This is a genomic window from Clostridium zeae (assembly GCF_017312485.1).
Classification (GTDB): domain Bacteria; phylum Bacillota; class Clostridia; order Clostridiales; family Clostridiaceae; genus Clostridium_AR; species Clostridium_AR zeae.
Genome location: NZ_BMBA01000001.1, coordinates 962637 through 984192, shown reverse-complemented (window position 1 = coordinate 984192; position 21556 = coordinate 962637). Strand labels below are relative to the sequence as shown.

Below are 21556 nucleotides of genomic sequence, written 5' to 3'. Positions count from 1 at the left end.
TTGAACGTTTTATCTCCCTCTATAAGGATTTTAGATCTTTATAGCTTTTGGGCTATTGGTGAATTATTTCATCATAGCTAGGGGGTGGTATTGGATATGTTTGATACTTTTATAAAGTGTATATCAGTTATTTATGTAATTAAATTAATTCTTAAAAATAATCTTTTTATACATCATTTAAAAATTAAGATTAAATTTCTTGGTCTTGATATAGAAGTTAAAAGCAAAGAAAAAAGTGCCCCATCCGTGAAAGATTAGCACTTTTTCTAAGATTCATAATTAAAACATAAATCTAATCCAATAGCCCTAAAACAAAATAAATGTTCTAAGACTTAGCTTAGTGTTGACGCACTAAGCTTTTCTTATTTATATTATATCAAATTTTTACGAAAAATAAACCACTAAATTTTTTATTTTAAAATTTCAATAAAACTCATTTGCTCTTTGTGTAATCCCATGCTGGTATTATACGTAGGCCACTTGGTAGAAGGAAAAAGCAACCTAAGATTGAACTGCACTATGTCAAGGAGAGTAATTGGTTCAGCTCAGGTTGTTTTTCAAAATATGCTTTTTCTTAGCGAACCATTATTCCATTCTTGAAGGATAATCCATTAGGCTGAGCACCACCGGCTATGGCATTTTCAGGTATAGCAGCTTCAATTTGTTCTAGCTCAGTTTTACTAAGAGTAATCCCCATAGCTTTTATTCCATCCTGAATTTGGGACACCTTTTTAGCACCAACTAGTGGCACAATGTCCTCACCTTTTGCTAAAACCCAAGCAACAGCCAGTTGGGACAAAGTAATTTGCTTTTCTTTGGCTATGTCATTTAATGCTTCAACTAGAGAAAGATTTTTTTCTAAATTTTCTTTTGAGAACAGGGGAAGTCTCGCATTTGGACCCTCTACTTTACGGTCTTTTGACCAATTGCCACCAAGCAAGCCATAAGCTAATGAGCCAAAAGCTACAACACCAATTCCAAGCTCTCTAGCTGTAGGCAAAATTTCCTTTTCTATGCTACGATTGAAAAGAGAATATTCCGATTCTACAAAGCTAATTGGATGTACTGAATGAGCCCTTCTTAAAGTGTCAGCATCAACTTCTGTAAGTCCTATATGTTTTACATATCCTGCCTTTACTAATTCTGAAATGGCTCCTATTGTCTCTTCAACAGGTATTGCTTGGTCAATTCTTCCTGGCTGATAAAGATCTATATAGTCCACCTTTAACCTTTTAAGTGAATAGGTAATATAGTTCTTTATAGTTAGAGGTCTTACATCTAAACCATAATAATTTCCTTTAGGATCACTTAACCCACCAAACTTTACAGATATAAAAGCTTTGTCTCGCTTGTATCCGATAAGTGCTTCTCCAATCAGCATTTCGTTATAACCGCTACTATAGAAATCTCCAGTGTTAATAAGCTGTATTCCAGCATCTAGGGCAGCATGAATTGTAGATATGCTTTCAGATTTATCTGGATATCCTGTAGTATTTGTCATACGCATACATCCAAGGCCAAGTCTTGCTATGTCGATGCCGTTTCTTGTGTAATTCATAATAAAATCCTCCATTTTTGTTTTAACTTTTAGCATTCATAAAAGGCTCTATACTAATAATTAGTACACTAGTACTAATATATTGACATATTAGCACGACTGTACTAACATGTCAATAAGAGAACAGTCGTTAAAATTGAGAGGTATATACCATGAATGAAGACAAAAAAAATGAGATCCTGGAAATTAGCAGGAAATTATTTAATGAGCAAGGGTATAATAATGTTTCTATGAGAACTATTGCAGATGCCCTTAATATAAGTGTTGGGAATCTTACATATCATTATAAAAAAAAGGAAGACTTGGTTGAGGCTGTGATACTTGAACAAAACAAGAGTTTTAGTATTCAAAAGACTCCAACCACATTAATTGAATTAAATGAATTTTTTATTCAGGGAATAAAGCATCAAAAAGATAACTCATACTATTATCGCCACTATGATCAGTTAGCAAAAATAAGCCCAAAAGTTTATCAAATACAATTGTCTAATATAAATAAAAGGCGTGAGGCCCTGCAGAATTGTATTGCTACTTTGCAAAAAAACGGATTTATTGTAGAGGAAGAAATTCCAGGGCAAATGAATGGGATAATTGAAGTGTTAAATTTGATTAAAATATACTGGAATCCTTCCAGTGATTTGTTTGGTGGAGTAGATATCATGACCTGCTTTTGGAGCATAATCTATCCCATACTAACAGAAAAAGGCAAAATAGTATATCGTGAAGAAATACAGGAGTAGATAACTAAAACTTATAGTACCTAAAATGGTTGTTTTTTTATATAGGTATATGTTTTTCTTGGATTGTTACATAAAAAGACCGCAGGATTCAGTTGAATAATGCGGTCTTTTAAATAAGTATTTGTCTTTATCGGTGTTACGTTAAATGATAATTAATTCTTTGGATTTTAATATGCCAAACTAAAATATTCAGGTCCTTTAATGAAACCAAGATTTTGATATAATATTTGAGCAGGATTTCCTACCAAAACCCCTAGTCCAATAACAGGGGAAATCTTATTGGCATTATTTATTGAATTTAGTATCATAGCTTTTGCAATACCTTGTCTTCTATATTCAGGCAAAACAGAAACTTGATATATTGTTGAAAAATTATTTTTAGAATCAGGATAAATCCCTGCTATGCAAGCACCGATAATTTTGTTCCTGTCTTTAGTCTTAACTATTGTTCCAAAATGTAAAGTGTTAGTCTCTGAAAATGAAGCAAATCGCCTGTTTATTTCTTTTTCTTTCTCAGAAATATTAGGTTTACCATATACAGTTGAAGTATATCCGTTTAGATGAGCTTCGTACACAACACGTATTATCTCATCTTCAATTATCGTTAATTAAAGTATTTTAAATTTTACTAAGAAAAGAATTATCTTCGTTTAAAATTGTAGAAACTATAGAAATTCCACATATGATAGTCGATTAAGCGCTAGTGAGTTTTTTATAACTATAAAAGAAAAGCAAACTTGAGATTAAAAGCAAGGGTCTTAAATAAACAGCGCCTTTATTGAAGACTATAGATATAATAAATAATATTAGATATACTATTGAGAGTGTTAAATTAACTTGCTTTTTAGAGTTGCTTTTTTCTTTGTAATATAAAAACACACCAAATAGTGGTAAAAACAAAATAGATATGAATAATACAGAAATAATGTGATTTAAAACTTCAATCATAATAATCCTCCAGGTTAACTAATTTATATATTACAAATAAAGTAGTATTAGTTTATATTATACATGAATTAAGTGTTTCAAAATTATCAACGACCATATATTTTTTCTCATTACTAATTTTCTTTCAAAAAAGTTTTTATGATATATTGTAACATATTTTGTAAATACCATAATCTTATGGTATTAAATTTTCTACCAACACAGATAGCTGTAGGCAATTAATAGTAATCTTGCTGCATAAGGTTAAAAACAACCGTTATTTATGTAATTTAATATGTGAAAAGAGTTTAATTATAGATAAAGCAAATCCAATTAAAATGCAAATTAGAAACCTGGACAAGGCGCAATAAAGTAGACATAAAGATATGAAAAATAGTGAAAGGTGTCTGCTTTATAAGCAAAAAAGTAGAGTAGTATGAATGGTGGATAAAGTTGTTAGGTGTTACAATTATTAACTGGTGGCGTGTTGACACTTCTTTGGAAATATGGATATAATAGTAATGTTTGTATAACATGTCCACATTGCTGATATAAAAATATTAAATGTGGGTTAATCGAATAACATGATAATGGTATGGTGACTTAAGGCTTAAGTTATATAGATGTACCACTTCATATTGAAACTTATTATTTTTAAATTCTCTCACCAGAATCCGTGAGAGTTTTAAAAATAGACTTCGGATTGAAGTGGTACATCTTTAAGACTGTACTAAAAAACAGGAGGATGATGAAAATGAAAATGAAGAAACTTGGGACAATTAGTCTTTGCGTGGCTCTGCTAATACCAGTATTTACTGGGTGTAGCTCTAGCCCTAAATCTACAAGCACTAGCAGTGCTAGCACTACCACTAAAAAGGAAATACCTGACTTGAAGGGTGACTGGAAACAAGAAAATAGCAAATCTGCTGACAGTTATCAAACTGCAACAATAAGTGGTGATACGATTGAAATTTACTGGGTAGGTGATAAGGGAGATACAAAATCACTTTATTGGGCTGGTTCTTTTGACGCTCCAACCACTGCTGACGAACCTTATTCATGGACTTCGAAAAATGACCATAGTAAAACTAAAAGTTCTTTGCTAGCTTCAAATGATGATACTAAAAAAATTACATACCAAAACGGTGAATTAAGCTATGAAGCTTCTGCTATGGGAACCACTACAACAGTTAAACTGAAAAAGAAATAGTGACAACAACAAAAGGTATTGAGGAATTTCTTATATAGCATAATTAAACAAGCTTAGTGATGCAGTTAAAATCCAATTATCGAAATTAAATTACGTATTTTATAAGAATAGTAAAAGCATAAGAACACTTGTTATTTTAAGATAGCAGGTGTTCTTATACTTTTATAATAAGCTATTTCCTATTCAATTTCTTTGATTTCGTTTTGAATGTCTGCAGAAATAGCGGCCATTTTGATTTTATAACTTGTTTCAACAGCAGCTGTTCTTTCTTCTGGTGTTAAGTCAGATAAAATAGTTTTGTTCCATTGAGCTATAATTTTATTCCAAAATAATGTGAAGTCTTCGGCAGCTTCAGTTGCATATACTTTTTTAACTCGTTGATTTGAGGGATCTTCTTGTCTTGTAACTAATCCTGAAGTCACTAACGTTTTAATAGAACGGGCTATAACCGATTTATCCATTGACAAGTTAATGGCAATATCATCTTGGATAGTTCCAGGGTTAGCACAGACATGTATTAAAACCATTGCATCAGAAAAGTTCATATTACGATCGGATAATGCAGCTTTTATAAAAAGTTGTGATTTTCTATATATAGCACCACAATAATTGAGATAATGTAATTCCTCCATGTGATTAAATCTCCTTAATAAATACCAAATTTACTTTAATTATATAGTACCAAATTGTGTTCATCAAGCAATTTGTAGATATTATCAACAAAATACAAAGTCAACGGTTGACAAAATCAACTGTGTGAAATAAAATACGAATATAGATGATTGCTTCTCAAGATTATTTGAATAGAGACAAAAGTGTATTTTGAAAGGGGAAAATAATATTATGAGAAATGAAATAATTACAGCTATTACAAATGTTCGTATTTTTGATGGAGAGAAAGTAATTGATGAGCAGAACGTAATAATTAAAGGAGAAAAAATTATTGCTGTTGGTGGAGAAATACCTGCTGGAGCAGTAATAATAGATGGTAAAGGCGGGAGTTTAATGCCTGGTCTTATTGATTCTCATGTGCATACTGATATAGACGGACTTCGCCATGCGTTGAGATTTGGGGTTACTACTGAATTAGAAATGATGGGGGGGTATACAAAAAACGCTCGTGAGAGAGAATTAAAGGGTATTGATGATATAGCAGATGTAAAATCAGCGGGGATGGGCGTAACTCCAAAAGGTGGACATCCTGACGAACTAATAGGCGATGGTATACCAGATTTTGTGCTTAAAGAAATGGAAAAGATGACAGAAGAGGAAAGGGAGGCATTTCTAGCAACCTTTGAAGAGGAGGAAAAGCAAGAAGAGATATGTATAAATACAGTAAAGGATGCTATAAAGCATGTAGATAAGCAGGTGGCAGAAGGATCGGATTATATTAAAATCTTAATCGAAGAGGGAACAGTTATGAACTCTCCAGGGCTTCCTGTATTTAGTGATGATATCTATAAGGCAGCAGTAGATGAAGCCCACAAATTAAATAAGATTGTGCTTGCCCATGTGCTTACTGCAGAGTCATCAAAAACAGCAATTGAAGTTGGAGTAGATGGACTAGCTCATGTATTTGTTGATCGTCCTACTTGGACCCCAGACTTAATAAAAACTATAGCTAAAAGTGGTGCTTTTGTGACTCCTTGTCTTTCACTTAATTCTTCTATTATAGGAAGAATTCCTTCTGAGTTTGCAAGCGATTCACGCGTTAGTTCAAAACTTAGTGAGGATTGGATAAAAACATTGAATTCAAGTTTCAATACCTATCCACAAGGAACTATGGAGGATAGCTTCAATAATGTAATGGATCTTCGTAATGCAGGTGTAGATATTTTAGTTGGTACAGATGTTTCAATGCCTGTACCATCACTTGGAGGACTAGCACATGGTGCAAGTGTTCACCATGAACTTCAGTTACTTGTAGAAGCTGGATTTACACCTATAGAGGCATTAAGAGCAGCAACTTCTGTTCCAGCACGTTGTTTTAGTCTCACAGACAGAGGACGTATTGTGGAGGGATCACGCGCTGACTTATTGTTGGTTGAGGGAGATCCAACTACAAACATATCTGATACATTATCAATCAAAGCAGTATGGAGTAGAGGGAAACGACTAGAAAAAATATAATACAGAGTGGATTATCAAAAGATTCAGGTAGCCTTTTTAATAACATGAAATAAATTGAAGGAACCCAATTTTAATTGTGTAAATAGGGAAAGTTTTAACAAGACCTTCTGGATTGTATTCGGACTTTTTGCACTTTTGGTTGCATTTCGTGCTTTCCAAATCCTAGGGCAGTGGCCTGCAATTGCACTAAGCTTTCTTGCTGGATGAAATAAAATTTTAACGCTGGTAAAAAGCTATATTGCTTATTCCCAGCGTTAAAATAGTGGTTTAATATTGATATCTTTAGAGTTAGCTGTGTTAAGATATTAATATTATCTATATGTATAAAGACACTTACATTCTATAATGTTGATGAAAAGTGATTCATTGCCTTTTTAACTTCTTCAATTGATTCAGGTTTTAATACTGCAAAAAACTTAGGCATTATTTCCTGTAAATACGTCATGTCGAAGGTTCCTGCAGCTTGTTTTGCAAAGCTTTCTTCTAATAGTGCTTTAGCTTCTTCCTTTTTGTCATCCATTGCTCTCTCAATAAAAAAATTATAAAATAGCTCTTGTCCTTGATTCATAAATAAACATTCCCTTCATTATCTTATTTTAAAAATCATTGTTTTCTACGAAATTTTTTAAATCCTTTAGTTTTTTGTCCCAAAACTCTGAATATGTTTGAAGCCATTCTTGTACTTCCACAAGTGGTTTTGGCGATATTTGATATACTGTGTTCCTACCAAGCTTACTTGACTCAATTAAGTCTGCATCTTGTAAAATTTTTATATGCTTTGAAACTGCTGTACGTGTGATTTCAAAGTTACTTGAAATATCTTTAAGCGCTAAATTTCCACTAGAAAGCATATCTAATATAGCTCTTCGTGTTGGGTCTGCAATTGCAAAGAAAACATCATTTTCTTCCCGATTTTTCATTAGGCGTATCACCTTCCTCATGAGTTTGTTTAAACTCTTCCAAAATGTGTCCCCAGCCATCATACATTGTTTCGCGAATCTTCTCTGTGCCTTCAACCCAGCCAGAATGAATTAAAATGAATTGTGTTCCACCATTATCCGGCTTAAGCTTAAAGGTAATATAATGTTCTAAGCCATTGCCACTCCAGGAAAAACCAAGTTTATATGGAGGTTCTAGCTCCTTTACTACACATTGTATTGTTCCATCCCATCCACCCATAGGTTCACGTTTCAAGGTGAAACAATTACCTAGCTCTGCTTTAATGGTAGAGGGCATTAACCAACTGGATAAACCTTTGGCTGTTGAAACAGCCTTCCATACCTTTTGTATATCTGCATCAATCTTAATAGAACGAAGAATATCTGGTAAACTTTTTCGATTACTTTCCATTTATTCACCTCACTTTCATGAACTATAAAGGAAACCATAAGGTTTCATATGTATTATATGACACCTTATGGTTTCTTGTCAATTAATGATTTATATTTTGAATAGCCATAGTTAATTTTTTTGAATCAATTAGTTAAATACATGTGAATATTGATTAGTTTTTGATATAGTCAGAAATATTTTCATAATCAATCATACTAAACAGTTCCTGTGGAGAATATTTATAACACGCTTTTCCATAACCCAGTCATCAAATGCTATATTACTTTATTATTGAAGATGAACAATAAATTTGTGCCAAGTTACATACTTGATATGTTGTAAACTAAAATAAAATATGATAAAATTGACATTACAAGTTACAAATTATAAATAATGAAACTAGTAATAAAGGTTTATGATTAATGCAAAATAAGGAACAATAATAGGGATTTAGTACAGGTTGATCTAAAAAATGTACTAGGTGTGGCATTTGTCCACTGAGAGTCTGTACAAATCGACATTTGAAAAAATATATATACTTAAGGGGGATTTAAAATGGCAAAGAATATAATATTTTATTTTTCTGGTACAGGTAACAGTCTTAAAGTGGCAAAAGATATAGCTGAGTCAATAAGTGACTGCGAGCTAATTTCAATGGGAAAATCGTATAAGTTAAGTGATACATACCAGCAAATTGGCTTTGTGTATCCTATTTATGTCGGAGGTATGCCAGGAGTGGTTGAGAGGTTTATAAAAGCACTTGACCTTTCTGAAAATAGAGATAGCTTTATTTTTGCTGTTTGCACAAGTGGAAGCGGGCAAGCTGGCGGTTTGACCAACATCAGCAAAATCCTTGAGGGTAAGGGTGGTAAACTTAGCTACGGTGCACCAATTAGATGTTTTTCTAATTATGTTGGGTTGTATGCCATGGGGGACAATGTGGATAGTAAAGCAAAGGCACAAAGTGAGGCCACAAAGCTGGTTATTAAGGACATTCAAGGTTTCGCTATAAAGCCTCCAATTAAAAAAATTTCGATGTCAATACTTCATGGACCATTTATAAAGTGGCTTTCAAAAAGGGATAAAGCCTTCAATGTAAGCGAAGCTTGCAACAGTTGCGCAACCTGCAGTAAGGTCTGTCCAGTAGAAAATATAAAAATGGAAGATGGTAAGCCAGCATTTCAGCATCATTGTGAGCAGTGTATGGCTTGCATTCAATGGTGTCCTAAGAAAGCTATAAACGTTAAGAATAAAACACAAAACCGTGGAAGGTATCATCATCCAGAAGTAAAACTTGCGGATATGATTAACAAAAAATAATAATACCTGTGTAAAAAAATGAGCTATTATGATCCTTATCATATTGGCTCATTTTTTTATGAATTAAGTAATTGTAAAAGGATTATTTTGAGTTTGAAGTATTAGAAAATACAGAAGATAATATGAATTTTAAAACAGAAGTCCAGAACTATATTAGATAACTTTAAGAAAGATAAGATTAGAAAGGTACACTACTAAATGATAGAATTCTGCACCATTCTTCCAATAAGACGTTCGGCAGCTTTTTCTGTTCGATTATAGCTGGTAAAAAACTACGAACTAAGCGTACAGTTAAAAAATATTTTGATTTTAGCTGTTATAAGTTGACGCGATGTGGTCAAGTTATACTTGTTATAGTAAAAAGGATAAATAATATAAAATAGTCATTAAAATATGAAACTATAAAGGAGATATATAAATGAATGTAAAATTACAACAACCTATAGAAACTTATTTCGATGCAACTAATAATCAAGATCCAAAGAGGTTTATTTCGATTTTTGATGAAGACTCCATAGTATTGGATGAAGGTCAGGAGTTAGTTGGATTAGAAAAAATTATGGTTTGGGGAGAAAAAAATCATTTTGAGGCTAATATTAAATTAGAAGTGGTTAAGGCTATTAATGAAGATTCTACAACTATTGTTACGGCAAAAGTAGATGGAGATTTTGATAAGACTGGCCTTCCTGATCCGTTACTACTGGATTATCATTTCACTGTAACAAAAGGATTGGTGAGTAAGCTAGAGATTTTACTTGCTTAATTTAATCAAGGAAATAAATATATTATGTAGTTGAAAATGGATTCTTATTAGTTGATTAATTATAGGAATCTTCATATATTTAAAACAGTTGATGGACAATAAATTACCTTTAAAGTATATGAATGGTGAATCAGCTGAAGAATACAAAAAAGCACTAGGCGCAGCTTCAATAGAAAATATTGAACCATTAGTTCAATATATACAAAAACAAAAGGATTTTATTGAAGATAATAGAAACATGTTTTGATGCTTTTAAATTTACGATCAAAATTGTGAAGATAATGTAAAGAGAAATTTATGTTTCAATTTGAACAATGGTTAAATGAAGGAAGCGGACTTTTAATTAATAGAAAAGTCCGCTTACTTTAAGTTTTTCTGTAATAATTAGGTTACTTTTTGCCTTTCAGTGGCTTCAGCATATTGGTCTTTCCGCACTTTGGACATTTAACACTACATTTTCCATCCAAGCTATGGTCAGTGAACATATAATTGAAAAAACTCACCTGAAAGTCCTCGCCACATTCTGAGCAGTTAAAGTGATGTGTGGATGATCTGATGGCGAGTCTAATCATGTGAAAGATAATAATAATACCAAGTATAAGGGGAATAAGTAAGCTTCTTTTCATGAAACAATCCTCCTTAAAAAAATTTGTATTAATGTTAAAGTTCTTTCCTTGTGTAGATCAGGTTAGCAATAAGCCCAGATGCCGTAAGCAGTAGAAGTCCAATCAGAATGCCGAAGATTGGGATCAAAGCCGGATTATCTGTGAAAAACCTTATGACTTTGTCAAGATCGCTGATGAAATTGGTTTTTTTCGTCATAAATAAGATTACCACCGCGATTACATACATAGGTAGCATCGTGAATATATAGGCTTTCGCGAAAGAGAACTTAAAGTAGATTGGGTAGGAAATACTGGCTGCGAAACAGAAATATATAAATGCCAACATGAGTGTGGACCAAAAGGTGAAGGAATCCAATCTTGTGTCCATAATCTGCGACATTACGAAGCCTAGTATTCCGGAAATTACGGCATACACTGTGCCTATAATCAGCGCGAATAGGTATCTGGCAATAATCATTTCAGACTTTTTCAGTGGAAGAATGCCATAGAGCTTGTCGCTATGGTTTTTCTCATGTATGGAGAAAATAGTACCACTTGAGGTAACCGCAAATACCATAGTGAATATCATCGTATAGATAGGTCCCTTTGATATCATGCCGATTAAGGTTGCTGGAATTAGCAAAATGGCAGTCAATTGTAAAGTGGACTTGCCTGCAAAAAAGTCTAGTTTTAAGGCATTTATAATTCTATTCATAAGATGTGCCCCCTTTGCTGATGTAAATCAGAATTTCATCAATGGTAGGTGGTTCGGTTACTATACTTCTTGGCAGCCCTTTAAGCTCTGGCACCGGAATCATCCCAGTAAAGCCGGTGGATGTAACTGATAAGCCGATGATTTTCTTTTTCATGTCAGTGGTCAAATCGGTTTTGCTTCCCTTGACCATAGAAAAATGCTCAAGCAAGCTGTCCTTCGTACCGGTGTAGAAAACCCTGCCGTTGTCAATTAGCGTTATATAATCCGCGATTTGCTCCAGATCGGAGGTAATATGTGTAGAGAAAAATACACTCTTTTCTCCGTCAGAGATATACTCTCTTAAAATTTCAAGAAACTCATCACGGGCTACTGGATCAAGGCCACTAGTTGGTTCATCTAGGATCAGTAACTTCGCGTCGTGAGACATGGCTACCGCCAGCATCAGCTTCATTTTCATGCCCCGGGATAGATCTTTTACCTGTTTCTTTTGAGATAGTTTAAATTTTTTGATGTATTCCCAGTACAAATTGCTATCCCATCCGCTGTAAAAGCCCTGGATGGCTTTTTCCACATCTTTTACACGCCATGTGTCCACAAAGAAAATCTCGTCAAACACTACAGCAAGTTTCTGCTTGACTGCCAGTTCATCCCGCATATTGTCTAACCCAAAGATCTTGATTTCACCACCATCTTTTGAAGCCATGTTAAGGATGCATCGGATGGTAGTGGTTTTACCTGCACCGTTTTGGCCGACAAATCCCATAATGTATCCGATGGGCAATGAAAAAGATACTGAATCTAACGTGAAATCGTTGTAAGTTTTATGGAGATTAAGTACTTCCAAAGCATTACTCATATTGATTTCCCTCCAATGTAAATTCAAATAGTTTTTGTAGTTCTTCCCGTGGTAGTTTTGCGATGCGAGCTGCATTTATCGCAGCATTGAAGCCGTCCTCAATTTTGCGGAGAAGTTGTTCACGTATCAGGTCACTGTCTTTTGGAGCAACATAACACCCCTTGCCTTGTACATTAATTATATAGCCTTCTTGCTCAAGTTCGGTGTATGCTCTAGTAGTAGTAATGACGCTGACCTTCAAATCCGCAGCCAGTTGTCGAATAGAAGGCAATATATCGCCTTCGTTTATTTCATCGTTCAGAATAGATTCTTTTACCTGTTCTTTGATTTGCTCATAAATCGGAATTCCGGAGGAGTTTTTGATTATTATCGTCAATAATGTTCACCTCTGTATCATTTGAGTTATTACAGTCCATTGTGTATATACTGTATATGAGAAATAATAACACTTGATTTGTACCTAGTCAATGGGTAGTTTTTTAAGATTCTGAAAATATTCAAACTCCAATTGGACTTATGTAAAAGTTTTGGACTGAAAAAGAAAGGATATATTTAAAGGGATTTGTAATGCCTTTGAATTAAATGCATCAGAGCATAGTAAGCCTGAAGAGCAAACCAGGAGAGAAATTGAATTGATGAAAGCCTAAAGTAATTTACTTTAGGCTTTTAGGTTAGATATTACTTTCTAAAGAATATAAAAATATCCCATAGGATAGACCTTCCAGAAAGTATCTACTCTATGGGATATAATATATTTGCTGTAATTAAGTTTGAGGTTTTTTAGTTAAATATCCATACTACGAAATTTCTGATTAAAGATCAAACTTAGTAGTCTGTCTTTGAGAAAGCTGAGCACTGTACTTTGAGGCTAAAGAAACACCTTTGTTTTCAAATATATCCTTGGTTATGATGGTGTCCATAAGTGCATTTACCTCAGCTTTTGTTATATCAGGCTTAACACCTGCTATACTTAGGGATGCCTTGTCCCCTGTTGCATTAATGAAGGTTAAAGATAATGTGTATTCCATAATTTTTCTCCTTTCAATTAACTAGATTTGATTGTTTATTTACTATGCATTTACTATTTTTGATGCTTCGTTTAAGTAATAGTCTCTAGTACCAGCACTTAAAACAGCTTTGATAGCATCAGCAACAGCAAATATGTTTTCAGGTGTTGTATTCTTCTTTACTCCTGAAAAAGTCTTCTTTTTGTAGATCTTTGCACCTGTCTTGTCGGTTCCACTTTCAACCTCGATTGAAAATGAAGTTGAGTCTAAATGTTTGCTTATTGCCATAATGTTTTCCTCCTTTTAAAATTAGTTTTGAAGCTTAAAGCCTTGTGTCTTCAGCTTTCAATTAGTATATATGCGGTAGTGAAAAAGTTTGGGGAAAATAATAAAGTTTTTTTATAGGTTTAGTAAAATAACTAGGTAGCGGAGGAATAGGCATTAAACTAAAAATCAAACTCATAATTCCCCCACAATTATAGTTTACTATGTACTCATAGTAAGAAATTAAGTGAATAGGGGGATGTTAAAATGAAGAAAAAAGTATTAGTTATTATGATTACTGGTATATTAACTATTGGAGCAGTGACTGTTGCTTATGCAAAGGGAAATGATAATGCAACTAGATTTGGGCCTCGAGGTTCTATGATGTATCAGAATACTATAGATAGAAATGAAACATATAACAAAATGATAGATGTAATGAAAAATAATGGGTTTGAAGATGCTGCAAAGGCTATGGAAAGTAAAGATTATAATGCAATGAGTACATTCATGAGTAAACTTACTGATGAAGAGTATAAGAGAATGACTGATTTGATGGAACAGAATGGTTTTAAAAATATGGGTCAGATGATGCGTTCTGTAGATAAAAATAATATGGTTAATATACACAATTCTATGATGAAAAACAATAGGTAAAGGCGATGTAAAGCACCGTGTTGAAATTAAGTGGTTATACATCCGACGCTTTAATGAGCTTACGCAAAGAATTAATATGATTTTCTCATATTCCATGGCTAAAACTGTAAACTCACTACGTTCGAACAGTACAGTTTATTAACGCCACTCCATCTGAAAAAATAATTTAATTCTAGTAGCTCGCTCATATAGCATCTCCTTTATAACCACTTAATTTCAACAATACTCTTAAACATAGCCTAAGTAAAATATAAAGACGTATTCTGAGTTGATACGTCTTTATACTTTCATATTAATTATAAAAAGATACTTATGCCGGAAAGCAGATAGTAAAAGTAGTCCCTTCATTTTCTTTACTGTGAGCAGATATTTTCCCACCGTGGGCTTCTACAAAAGCTTTGGTTATAGTAAGGCCTATACCTGATCCGCCGGTGTTTTTGTTACGAGATAAATCACTTCTATAAAACCGTTCAAAAATATAAGGTAAATCTTTTTCAGGAATACCAATTCCAGTATCAATAACCTTGATAATTATATTTTGGTTTTCTTTCTTCAAAGTTACAGTAACCCTACCATTTTCTTTTAAATATCTATAGGAATTTGATAGTAGGTTAGTTACTATTTGCTTGAATTTATCTTTATCAAGTATAGTTGTTATTTCTGGCTCAATTATCTCATTTAGTTCGTAATTTTCTTTTATATAAAGAGGTTTAAAAGAATCTATTATTTTTTCTAATTCATTAGATATATTTACTTCACTTTTATTTAAGTTAAGGTTTGTTTGCTCTAGTTTAGCTAAGTTACGAAGATTATCTACAAGCTTAGTTAGCCTCTCTATTTCTTCATAAAAAGATTCAAACCTTTCAGGGGTTGGTTCCCAAATACCATCTATAAACGCTTCAATATGAGTTTTAAGAGTTGTTAAAGGAGTTCTTAGTTCGTGTGCAATATCTGAGGTCATTCTTTTTCGAAGCATTTCTTGATCGTTTAAAGTTTCAGCTAGGTAATTTATAGAGTTGGAAAGTTCATCAATTTCTTTTGTGTTAGTATTAACTATGGATCTGACTTCAAGATTACCAGCTCTCATGATATTAGCTGTTTTAGTTATGTTAATAATAGGCTTTGAAATACCTTTTGAAATTACGATGCTGATTAGTAATCCAAAGACTAAAGCTATAACAGCGGATAATAAAAAAGAATGATTTAAGGTACTCATAAAGGTAACAGAACCAGAAGATAGATATGAGGTTCCAAAATAACCAATAATAATAGTACCAACATTTTTGTTATTAATAGATAATGGATATTTGTTTTCAGTATATTCGCCTAAGTTCATACCTGAAAAATTTTTCATCATAGAGCCCATCATCATATTTCCCATGTGATTATTTTGCTTCAAATAATCATTACCTGAAGAGTATAAGGTAGTATCATTTAAATCTCTTACTTCGATATATAGTTTTTGTAACTCAGCATATCTCTGAATTTCATCTTTATTTGTATTTGTGAAATTATTTTGTTTAGCATATAAATCTTCAATGATTTTTATGGCATCATTCTCTTTAGATTTATGTTCATCAATTAAATATTCTTTAAACTTTTGGCTTACTGTGTAATTTGATATAAAACTTGTTAAAGCAATTGATCCTAAAATGGCTATTAGTATGGCAATGGATAATTTTTTCATTAAGGATATTTTCATCATTTCACCTCATTTGAGTTTGGTGTAAATTTATATCCCATGCCATAAATAGTTGTGATATATTTAGGGTCTTTTGGATTGTCTTCAATTTTTTGACGGATATTTTTAATGTAAGTATCTATTGTTCTATCAAAACCCTCATAATCAATGCCAAAAGCTTTATCTACTAGCTGTTCTCTTGAAAATACCTGCCCTGGATTTGTAAGTAATACTATTAAAACTTTAAATTCATTGGTTGTTAAACTTACAGTTTTTCCTTGCTTTTTAACTAATATTTTTTTTATATCCACCTCTAGATCTCCGTTATTAAAGGTTAAAACATCAGCTAGTGGAATAGTATCTTTATAGGATCTTCTTAGAAGTGCTCTAACTCTTACAACTAGCTCACGAACACTGAAAGGTTTAGTTATATAATCATCAGCCCCAATAGATATACCATCTATTCGCTCATCTTCATCAGCTTTTGCAGTAAGCATAATGATAGGGACACTAGAAAGCGTTCTTATTTTATGACATACGTCTTCGCCTGTGATATTTGGTAACATTAAATCTAGAATTATAAGATGAAAGGTATCTTTTTTAAATATATTTAGAGCTTCTTCTCCGTTTGAAGCAGTAGTTACCTCATAATTTTCTTTCTCCAAATAAGCTTTTACTACATCAAATATTTTTTGCTCATCATCAACTACCAGTATTTTAAAATCATTTTTCAAAAGAATCACCTCTAATTTTAAGTACTTTGAATTCATTATAGTTTATACCTATTTAAAAAACTATAAAAAGCTGAACTTAATTATATAAAAGGAGTGTGGAGGAATTATGAAGAAATCATAGATTGGGGATTTTTATAAAGTATTAGCAAAGAATTATATTCTCCATAATCTCTCCATAATTAAGTACTACAATTAAAGAAAAGTTAGAGCTTTAAGATTAATTATTAAAACCTAATAAAGATGAAACACTTCAATCCGAAATCTATTTTCAAAACTCCTCTGGGTTCTGAGAGGAGAATTTGAAAATATAAGTTTAATTATGAAGTGGTTCATCTAAAATAAAGGAGGAATTTTATATGTTTTGTAATGTATATGGTGGATTTAGAGGTTATGGAGGGCCAAATTTTTTTATGATGATACCAATGCTTATAATATTTTTAGCAATAATCTATTTCGTATTTAAAGCAATAAGCTCAAAGAATTTTAATGCGCCTATTGATAAATATTCATCAAATGCAATGGATATTTTGAATGAGAGATTTGTTAAAGGTGAAATAGATGAAGAAGAATATTCATTAAAGAAGAAGCAATTACTTAAATAAATTAAAGGGAATATATCTTCAGAAAATGAGTCCAGCTAGTGGTTTACAGCTGGGCTCTTTGTTTCTTTTTTTAGTGTTGTAAATAAATATTGACAATTTATAAAAATAAGAATAACATAAGTATATAAGAATATTCTAATATATAAATATATTTATTAAATTTCTTGGAGGTAGGAAAATGTTTGAGTTTTTGTTTAAGAGCAATATCAAGTCTGTAAAGGTAAATGATATAGGAGAACTTTTAGGTAAGATAAATCTTATTGATGTTAGGGAAACGTATGAATTTAAAAATGGGCATCTACCTTCAGCTAAAAATATACCAGTGAATAAAATTATTGCTGAAGCAGATAAGTTTCTTGATAAATCGAAAGAATATCATATTATCTGTCAATCTGGAGCTAGAAGTTCAAGAGTTTGCAATGCTTTAAACAAAAGTGGTTTTAAAGTTGTAAATGTATCGGGTGGTACAAGTGGATATACAGGAAATATAAAAAGATAAGTTGATGAAGTGTGCTAAAGGTGATAATCTATAAAAAGTGTAAGAAAGTTTACAGAATAGTAGGGATTATATCTAAAAATTTATTATATAACAAATTAAGTTAGTTTATTTATTAGGAGGAATTTAAAATGAATAAAGCATCAGAATATCATAAACAAGGATTTACTTGTGGAGAAGCAGTTATAAAAGCATACAATGAGAAAAATAATACTAATATTCCTGTAGGGCTTGGAAGTGGTATGGGAACAGGTTTTACAATAGGAAGCGTTTGTGGAGCTGTAGGAGCTGCAGCTGTGATTATAGGATCTTTAAAAGGTAGAGAAAGTAATACAGAGCAAAATGAGGCAAGAGCCCTTACCAATCAGTTAATGAAAGATGTGCGTGAAAAGTACGGAGCGGAGACTTGTAAAGAATTAAAGAAGAATGGTATTAGCTGTGCTGAAATAATTGAGCATACATTTGAAAGTTTAAATGAAATAGTTAATAAATAGGATTTTAAGTTCCCTGATTTGTAGCATAATATTAGTGCTATAAATCAGGGAACTTATTTTTTGCTATAAATGAAAATGTAAAATTTTATTGCTACTTAAACTTAGTAATTTTAAGTGATTAGTAAAGCTTTTTAAGAGATACAGCAAAAAACTTGTTTCCAAAATGAAAAAAAGTATTATAATATAGTAAAGGGGGCGAGTAAATGATAGATAATCATAAGGCCTTGCATAATTTAGATGCTAGAAGTATTGAGCTCCTAAAAATTATACAAAAAAATGGTCCTGTAACTAAAAGTAAGTTAGAGGATATGACCAAGTTGAAAAAAAGTACCTTGAATCGTGAATTAGAATTCTTATGTGAGAGTATGCTTGTAACTGAGATTTTAGCTGAAGAATCAACTGGTGGCAGAAAGCCTTCATTATTTGAGGTTAATGATACTAAGTATTATCTTATTGGTGTAGATATTTCAAGAACTTATATACAGATAATGATTACTAATTTGAAGATGGATATATTAGATGAAGCAACAATCTTTGGAGATTTCTCTGTTAAGGAACAAGAAAATATAATAATGGAAAATATTAAGCAACTACTTTCAAAGGCAAGTATTTCTGTTTCTAACGTTATTGGCATAGGAATGGGTGTGGTAGTTCAAATCCACGAAAAAGAAGAATTTAATAAAAATAATGAATTAAATAAAGCAATAGAAAAAAATCTAGGATTGCCTGTTTTCATAGACAATGGAGCTAACACTGCTTTAATTGGGGAATATAACTTTGGAATTGGCAAGGGAAAACACGGCTTATTATATGTTCACTGTGGTGTGGGTCTAAGATCTGCAGTAATTTCAAATGGAAATATTGTAAGAACCATAAACAATAGTGAGGATGCATTTGGGCATATGACAGTAGATATTGGTGGCGAACTATGCACCTGTGGAAATTATGGGTGTGTTGAGAGTTATACTTCTATATCAAAAATCACATGGAAATTTATAAATGAAGTTAAAAAAGGTAAGATGACCAAGCTAGATAAGGCTCTTGAAGAAGTTGATTATATTGATATCTGCAATCTTGCAGACAGTGGAGATGAAACAGCAAAGAGCATTTTGGCTGATGCAGCTATATATTTTGGTACAGGACTTGCAAATTTTATTAAGATATTGGCTCCTCAAATGATAATACTTAGTGGACCTCTAGTAGAGCATTCAGCACTTTTTTATGAGAGCAGTAAAAGTGCAGCATTAAGAAAATGTTATATAGCTAATAGCAATTCTATTGAATTTTGCAGAGGTGGATTTTTTGAAAATAAATCTATTGCTATAGGAGCTGCTTATTTGGCCTTTGATGAAATATTAAAAAATAGTTTGAGGAAGTGATATTTAATATGGAGGTGTTTATATGTTGTTAATTGTAATTAAAATACTTATTATCTCTATATTAGCTGGAATATTTGGTTCAATTTTAGGACTAGGTGGAGGAATTATAATAACGCCAGTGCTAACGTTGATGTTTGGCATAGACATAAAATATGCAATTGGAGCAAGTATTGTTTCAGTGATAGCAACTTCAAGTGGGGCAGCAGTTGCATATGTAAGAGATAAAATTACAAATATAAGAATAGGGATGTTTTTAGAGATAGCTACAACTATAGGAGCAATAACTGGTGCGTTTATTAGCGGCTTTGTTAATCCTAAGTATCTATATGTAGTTTTTGGAGTACTTTTACTTTATTCTGCTTTAGCTATGCTCAAAAAGAAAGGACAAGAGTTGCCAGATGATATAATTACCCATCCAATGGCTGTAAAATTAAGGCTTAATGGAGAGTATCATGATAAGGCGCTAAACAAGGACATAAGCTACAATGTAGCAGGGGTATATGGGGGTTTTGGCATGATGTACGTAGCTGGTGTAATTTCAGGACTGCTTGGAATTGGAAGTGGTATATTTAAAGTGATGGCTATGGATTTGTTCATGAAATTGCCCTTAAAGGTGTCAAGTGCAACAAGCAATTTTATGATTGGGGTAACTGCAGCTGCAAGTGCTGGAGTGTATTTGATTAGAGGGGATATAGATCCTAAATTAGCGGCTCCAGTAGCTTTAGGGGTATTGGTTGGTGCTACAATAGGTACTAAAATAATGCAAAATATAAAAAGTAAGACAATAAGACTGATATTTATACCTGTCCTTGGGTATGTTTCTATACAAATGATAGTTAAAGGTTTTGGAATGTAATAGACAAGGAGGTAAATGCTTTTATTATGGAAAAGAATTCGAAAATAGATGAAATGGAAGTTATAATCAGTGGATTTTTAAGAGTTGGTGTATTACTAAGTGCAATTGTAATATTTGCTGGATTAATGATGTTTTTAATTACAGGTGTAAGCGGTTATGTAGATGGATATTTTCCTACTACTTTATCTGAAATATTTGGTGGACTACTAATGTTGAAACCATATGCAGTTATTATGACAGGAATGATAATACTGATTTTAACCCCAGTATTTCGTGTTGCTGTGTCAATTATTGTTTTTGTAAAAGAAAAGGACTATCTATATACAAAGATTACTCTTGTAGTTTTCATTATACTTTTAGTGAGTTTCGTCTTAGGTAAAGTGGAATAAGAGATAGAGTAAAGGCTATTCTATGAAGGTGGCAAAAATTTTTTATGTTAGTATAAGAGTTAGAGCTTTCAATAGTTGATATTAGGGCTATAACTGGTTAATTAATATAATATTATAGTGTATAATTAATATAGAAATAATTTTCCTGAAAGGTGATTAAGATGAGTAAAAACATAGATGCAAGAGGAAAGAACTGTCCTATGCCTGTAATGATGGCAAAGAAGGAAATTGAACAAGGTGGAAAGTTTTTTACAGTTCAAGTTGATAATAAAATTGCAGTAGAAAATCTTAGAAAGTTTGCTAACAGTCAAGGGTTTGAGCTCAGTGTTGAAGAAGCTAATGGTGATTTTAATGTGAAGTTTTCTAATGGCTGTGAAGAATGTGAAGAGATAATAGCAAAGGTTGAAAACAGAAAACCTCTTGGAGATTGGTGTGTGTTTGTAAATAAAAGTACAATCGGAATTGGAAATGAAGAACTTGGACAATCATTAATGAAGATGTTCTTTTACACAGTATCAGAATCTGAGGATTATCCAAAGGCAGTATTATTTATGAATGATGGAGTAAAGGTTCCAACCTTAAATGATCAGGCAGCTGAACATTTAAAGAAGTTAGAAGAAGCAGGAGTTGAACTTTTAATTTGTGGAGCTTGTCTCGATTTCTATGAATTAAAAGAAAAGGTTTCTGTAGGACAGATAAGTAATATGTATACAATTGTTGAAGTGATGAAGTCAGCTGGAAAGGTAATTACATTATAATTTCGTAATTTAATAAGGCGGTTTTAGTGAGTAGTGCAGTAAAATAAGTTTTCACTGCTCATATTTTTAGTTTAAAACATGGG

Annotated in this window: 29 protein-coding genes; 15 read left to right on the top strand and 14 right to left on the bottom strand. The window is 32.3% G+C overall.

Annotated elements, in window-relative coordinates; translation table 11 throughout:
- Positions 1 to 90: 90 nt before the first annotated feature.
- A complete protein-coding gene (locus J3477_RS04465; protein WP_206868353.1) occupies positions 91 to 258 on the top strand; it encodes a hypothetical protein in 168 nt (55 codons plus the stop codon).
- A gap of 316 nt (positions 259 to 574) precedes the next feature.
- Here J3477_RS04465 and J3477_RS04460 read toward each other — a convergent pair whose 3' ends face one another.
- A complete protein-coding gene (locus J3477_RS04460) occupies positions 575 to 1558 on the bottom strand; it encodes an aldo/keto reductase (protein WP_206868352.1) in 984 nt (327 codons plus the stop codon).
- A gap of 152 nt (positions 1559 to 1710) precedes the next feature.
- Here J3477_RS04460 and J3477_RS04455 point away from each other — a divergent pair, with 152 nt between their 5' ends.
- Positions 1711 to 2298, top strand: a complete 588-nt coding sequence (locus tag J3477_RS04455; RefSeq protein WP_206868351.1) for a TetR/AcrR family transcriptional regulator — start codon at positions 1711 to 1713, stop codon at positions 2296 to 2298.
- A gap of 167 nt (positions 2299 to 2465) precedes the next feature.
- Here J3477_RS04455 and J3477_RS04450 read toward each other — a convergent pair whose 3' ends face one another.
- Both J3477_RS04450 and J3477_RS04445 read right to left on the bottom strand, forming a co-directional pair.
- On the bottom strand, positions 2466 to 2873 hold the full coding sequence (locus tag J3477_RS04450; protein ID WP_206868350.1) for a GNAT family N-acetyltransferase: 408 nt from the start codon (positions 2871 to 2873) through the stop codon (positions 2466 to 2468).
- A 118-nt stretch (positions 2874 to 2991) separates the two neighbouring features.
- Positions 2992 to 3246, bottom strand: coding sequence for a hypothetical protein (locus J3477_RS04445; protein ID WP_206868349.1), 255 nt, complete (start codon positions 3244 to 3246; stop codon positions 2992 to 2994).
- Between the two features lie 733 nt (positions 3247 to 3979).
- On the opposite strand from J3477_RS04445, the gene J3477_RS04440 reads away from it, so the two are divergent.
- Positions 3980 to 4435 (top strand): hypothetical protein, encoded by a 456-nt coding sequence (locus J3477_RS04440; RefSeq protein WP_206868348.1) that lies wholly within the window; start codon positions 3980 to 3982, stop codon positions 4433 to 4435.
- A gap of 179 nt (positions 4436 to 4614) precedes the next feature.
- On the opposite strand, the gene J3477_RS04435 is transcribed toward J3477_RS04440, so the two are convergent.
- The gene (locus J3477_RS04435) at positions 4615 to 5067 is read right to left on the bottom strand and encodes a MarR family winged helix-turn-helix transcriptional regulator (RefSeq protein ID WP_206868347.1); all 453 of its coding nucleotides are present in this window, start codon (positions 5065 to 5067) and stop codon (positions 4615 to 4617) included.
- A 211-nt stretch (positions 5068 to 5278) separates the two neighbouring features.
- Between J3477_RS04435 and J3477_RS04430 the strand changes: the two genes are divergently transcribed.
- On the top strand, positions 5279 to 6565 hold the full coding sequence (locus J3477_RS04430; protein ID WP_206868346.1) for an amidohydrolase family protein: 1287 nt from the start codon (positions 5279 to 5281) through the stop codon (positions 6563 to 6565).
- Positions 6566 to 6905: 340 nt separating this feature from the next.
- Here the strand turns inward: J3477_RS04430 and J3477_RS04425 are convergent, their stop codons facing one another.
- Genes J3477_RS04425 through J3477_RS04415 form a run of 3 tightly spaced genes read right to left on the bottom strand, consistent with a single transcriptional unit; the run spans position 6906 to position 7915 of the window.
- Positions 6906 to 7133 (bottom strand): hypothetical protein, encoded by a 228-nt coding sequence (locus tag J3477_RS04425; RefSeq protein WP_206868345.1) that lies wholly within the window; start codon positions 7131 to 7133, stop codon positions 6906 to 6908.
- A gap of 28 nt (positions 7134 to 7161) precedes the next feature.
- A complete protein-coding gene (locus J3477_RS04420; protein ID WP_206868344.1) occupies positions 7162 to 7485 on the bottom strand; it encodes an ArsR/SmtB family transcription factor in 324 nt (107 codons plus the stop codon).
- A complete protein-coding gene (locus tag J3477_RS04415; protein ID WP_206868343.1) occupies positions 7463 to 7915 on the bottom strand; it encodes an SRPBCC family protein in 453 nt (150 codons plus the stop codon). Before J3477_RS04415 ends, J3477_RS04420 begins: the two co-directional genes overlap by 23 nt.
- Before the next feature lie 537 nt (positions 7916 to 8452).
- Between J3477_RS04415 and J3477_RS04410 the strand changes: the two genes are divergently transcribed.
- The 3 genes from J3477_RS04410 (at position 8453) to J3477_RS04400 (ending at position 10227) form a co-directional block, all read left to right on the top strand.
- Entirely contained in the window at positions 8453 to 9217 is a 765-nt protein-coding gene (locus J3477_RS04410) for an EFR1 family ferrodoxin (protein WP_206868342.1), read from the top strand.
- Positions 9218 to 9635: 418 nt separating this feature from the next.
- Positions 9636 to 9980: a nuclear transport factor 2 family protein gene (locus tag J3477_RS04405; protein ID WP_206868341.1), complete on the top strand. Its 345-nt coding sequence runs from the start codon at positions 9636 to 9638 to the stop codon at positions 9978 to 9980.
- Positions 9981 to 10071: 91 nt separating this feature from the next.
- Positions 10072 to 10227, top strand: coding sequence for a hypothetical protein (locus tag J3477_RS04400; protein ID WP_228731209.1), 156 nt, complete (start codon positions 10072 to 10074; stop codon positions 10225 to 10227).
- A gap of 413 nt (positions 10228 to 10640) precedes the next feature.
- Here J3477_RS04400 and J3477_RS04395 read toward each other — a convergent pair whose 3' ends face one another.
- From J3477_RS04395 to J3477_RS04375, 5 genes are all read right to left on the bottom strand, one after another.
- Positions 10641 to 11300 carry an ABC-2 transporter permease gene (locus J3477_RS04395; RefSeq protein ID WP_206868340.1) on the bottom strand — a complete coding sequence of 220 codons (660 nt, stop codon included), beginning with the start codon at positions 11298 to 11300 and terminating at the stop codon, positions 10641 to 10643.
- Positions 11293 to 12156 (bottom strand): ABC transporter ATP-binding protein, encoded by an 864-nt coding sequence (locus J3477_RS04390; RefSeq protein ID WP_206868339.1) that lies wholly within the window; start codon positions 12154 to 12156, stop codon positions 11293 to 11295. Before J3477_RS04390 ends, J3477_RS04395 begins: the two co-directional genes overlap by 8 nt.
- Entirely contained in the window at positions 12149 to 12532 is a 384-nt protein-coding gene (locus tag J3477_RS04385) for a GntR family transcriptional regulator (protein ID WP_206868338.1), read from the bottom strand. Before J3477_RS04385 ends, J3477_RS04390 begins: the two co-directional genes overlap by 8 nt.
- A 436-nt stretch (positions 12533 to 12968) precedes the next feature.
- Positions 12969 to 13184, bottom strand: a complete 216-nt coding sequence (locus J3477_RS04380) for a DUF2922 domain-containing protein (protein WP_206868337.1) — start codon at positions 13182 to 13184, stop codon at positions 12969 to 12971.
- Positions 13185 to 13226: 42 nt separating this feature from the next.
- Entirely contained in the window at positions 13227 to 13451 is a 225-nt protein-coding gene (locus J3477_RS04375; RefSeq protein WP_206868336.1) for a DUF1659 domain-containing protein, read from the bottom strand.
- Between the two features lie 243 nt (positions 13452 to 13694).
- Here J3477_RS04375 and J3477_RS04370 point away from each other — a divergent pair, with 243 nt between their 5' ends.
- Entirely contained in the window at positions 13695 to 14084 is a 390-nt protein-coding gene (locus J3477_RS04370) for a hypothetical protein (protein ID WP_206868335.1), read from the top strand.
- A 310-nt stretch (positions 14085 to 14394) separates the two neighbouring features.
- Here the strand turns inward: J3477_RS04370 and J3477_RS04365 are convergent, their stop codons facing one another.
- Both J3477_RS04365 and J3477_RS04360 read right to left on the bottom strand, forming a co-directional pair.
- Entirely contained in the window at positions 14395 to 15786 is a 1392-nt protein-coding gene (locus J3477_RS04365) for a sensor histidine kinase (protein WP_206869660.1), read from the bottom strand.
- A complete protein-coding gene (locus tag J3477_RS04360) occupies positions 15786 to 16499 on the bottom strand; it encodes a response regulator transcription factor (RefSeq protein ID WP_206868334.1) in 714 nt (237 codons plus the stop codon). The genes J3477_RS04365 and J3477_RS04360 overlap by 1 nt, the downstream gene beginning before the upstream one ends.
- A gap of 356 nt (positions 16500 to 16855) precedes the next feature.
- On the opposite strand from J3477_RS04360, the gene J3477_RS04355 reads away from it, so the two are divergent.
- The 7 genes from J3477_RS04355 to yedF all read left to right on the top strand — a co-directional run bounded on the left by J3477_RS04355 (position 16856) and on the right by yedF (position 21473).
- Entirely contained in the window at positions 16856 to 17101 is a 246-nt protein-coding gene (locus J3477_RS04355; protein WP_206868333.1) for an SHOCT domain-containing protein, read from the top strand.
- 178 nt (positions 17102 to 17279) lie between these two features.
- On the top strand, positions 17280 to 17600 hold the full coding sequence (locus J3477_RS04350) for a rhodanese-like domain-containing protein (RefSeq protein ID WP_206868332.1): 321 nt from the start codon (positions 17280 to 17282) through the stop codon (positions 17598 to 17600).
- Positions 17601 to 17728: 128 nt separating this feature from the next.
- Positions 17729 to 18091 (top strand): C-GCAxxG-C-C family (seleno)protein, encoded by a 363-nt coding sequence (locus tag J3477_RS04345; RefSeq protein WP_206868331.1) that lies wholly within the window; start codon positions 17729 to 17731, stop codon positions 18089 to 18091.
- Between the two features lie 203 nt (positions 18092 to 18294).
- On the top strand, positions 18295 to 19470 hold the full coding sequence (locus J3477_RS04340) for an ROK family protein (RefSeq protein WP_206868330.1): 1176 nt from the start codon (positions 18295 to 18297) through the stop codon (positions 19468 to 19470).
- A 22-nt stretch (positions 19471 to 19492) separates the two neighbouring features.
- On the top strand, positions 19493 to 20326 hold the full coding sequence (locus J3477_RS04335) for a sulfite exporter TauE/SafE family protein (RefSeq protein ID WP_206868329.1): 834 nt from the start codon (positions 19493 to 19495) through the stop codon (positions 20324 to 20326).
- A 26-nt stretch (positions 20327 to 20352) separates the two neighbouring features.
- Positions 20353 to 20715 carry a DUF1634 domain-containing protein gene (locus tag J3477_RS04330; RefSeq protein ID WP_209016907.1) on the top strand — a complete coding sequence of 121 codons (363 nt, stop codon included), beginning with the start codon at positions 20353 to 20355 and terminating at the stop codon, positions 20713 to 20715.
- 161 nt (positions 20716 to 20876) lie between these two features.
- Positions 20877 to 21473, top strand: coding sequence for a sulfurtransferase-like selenium metabolism protein YedF (gene yedF / locus J3477_RS04325; RefSeq protein ID WP_206868328.1), 597 nt, complete (start codon positions 20877 to 20879; stop codon positions 21471 to 21473).
- Positions 21474 to 21556 lie beyond the last annotated feature (83 nt).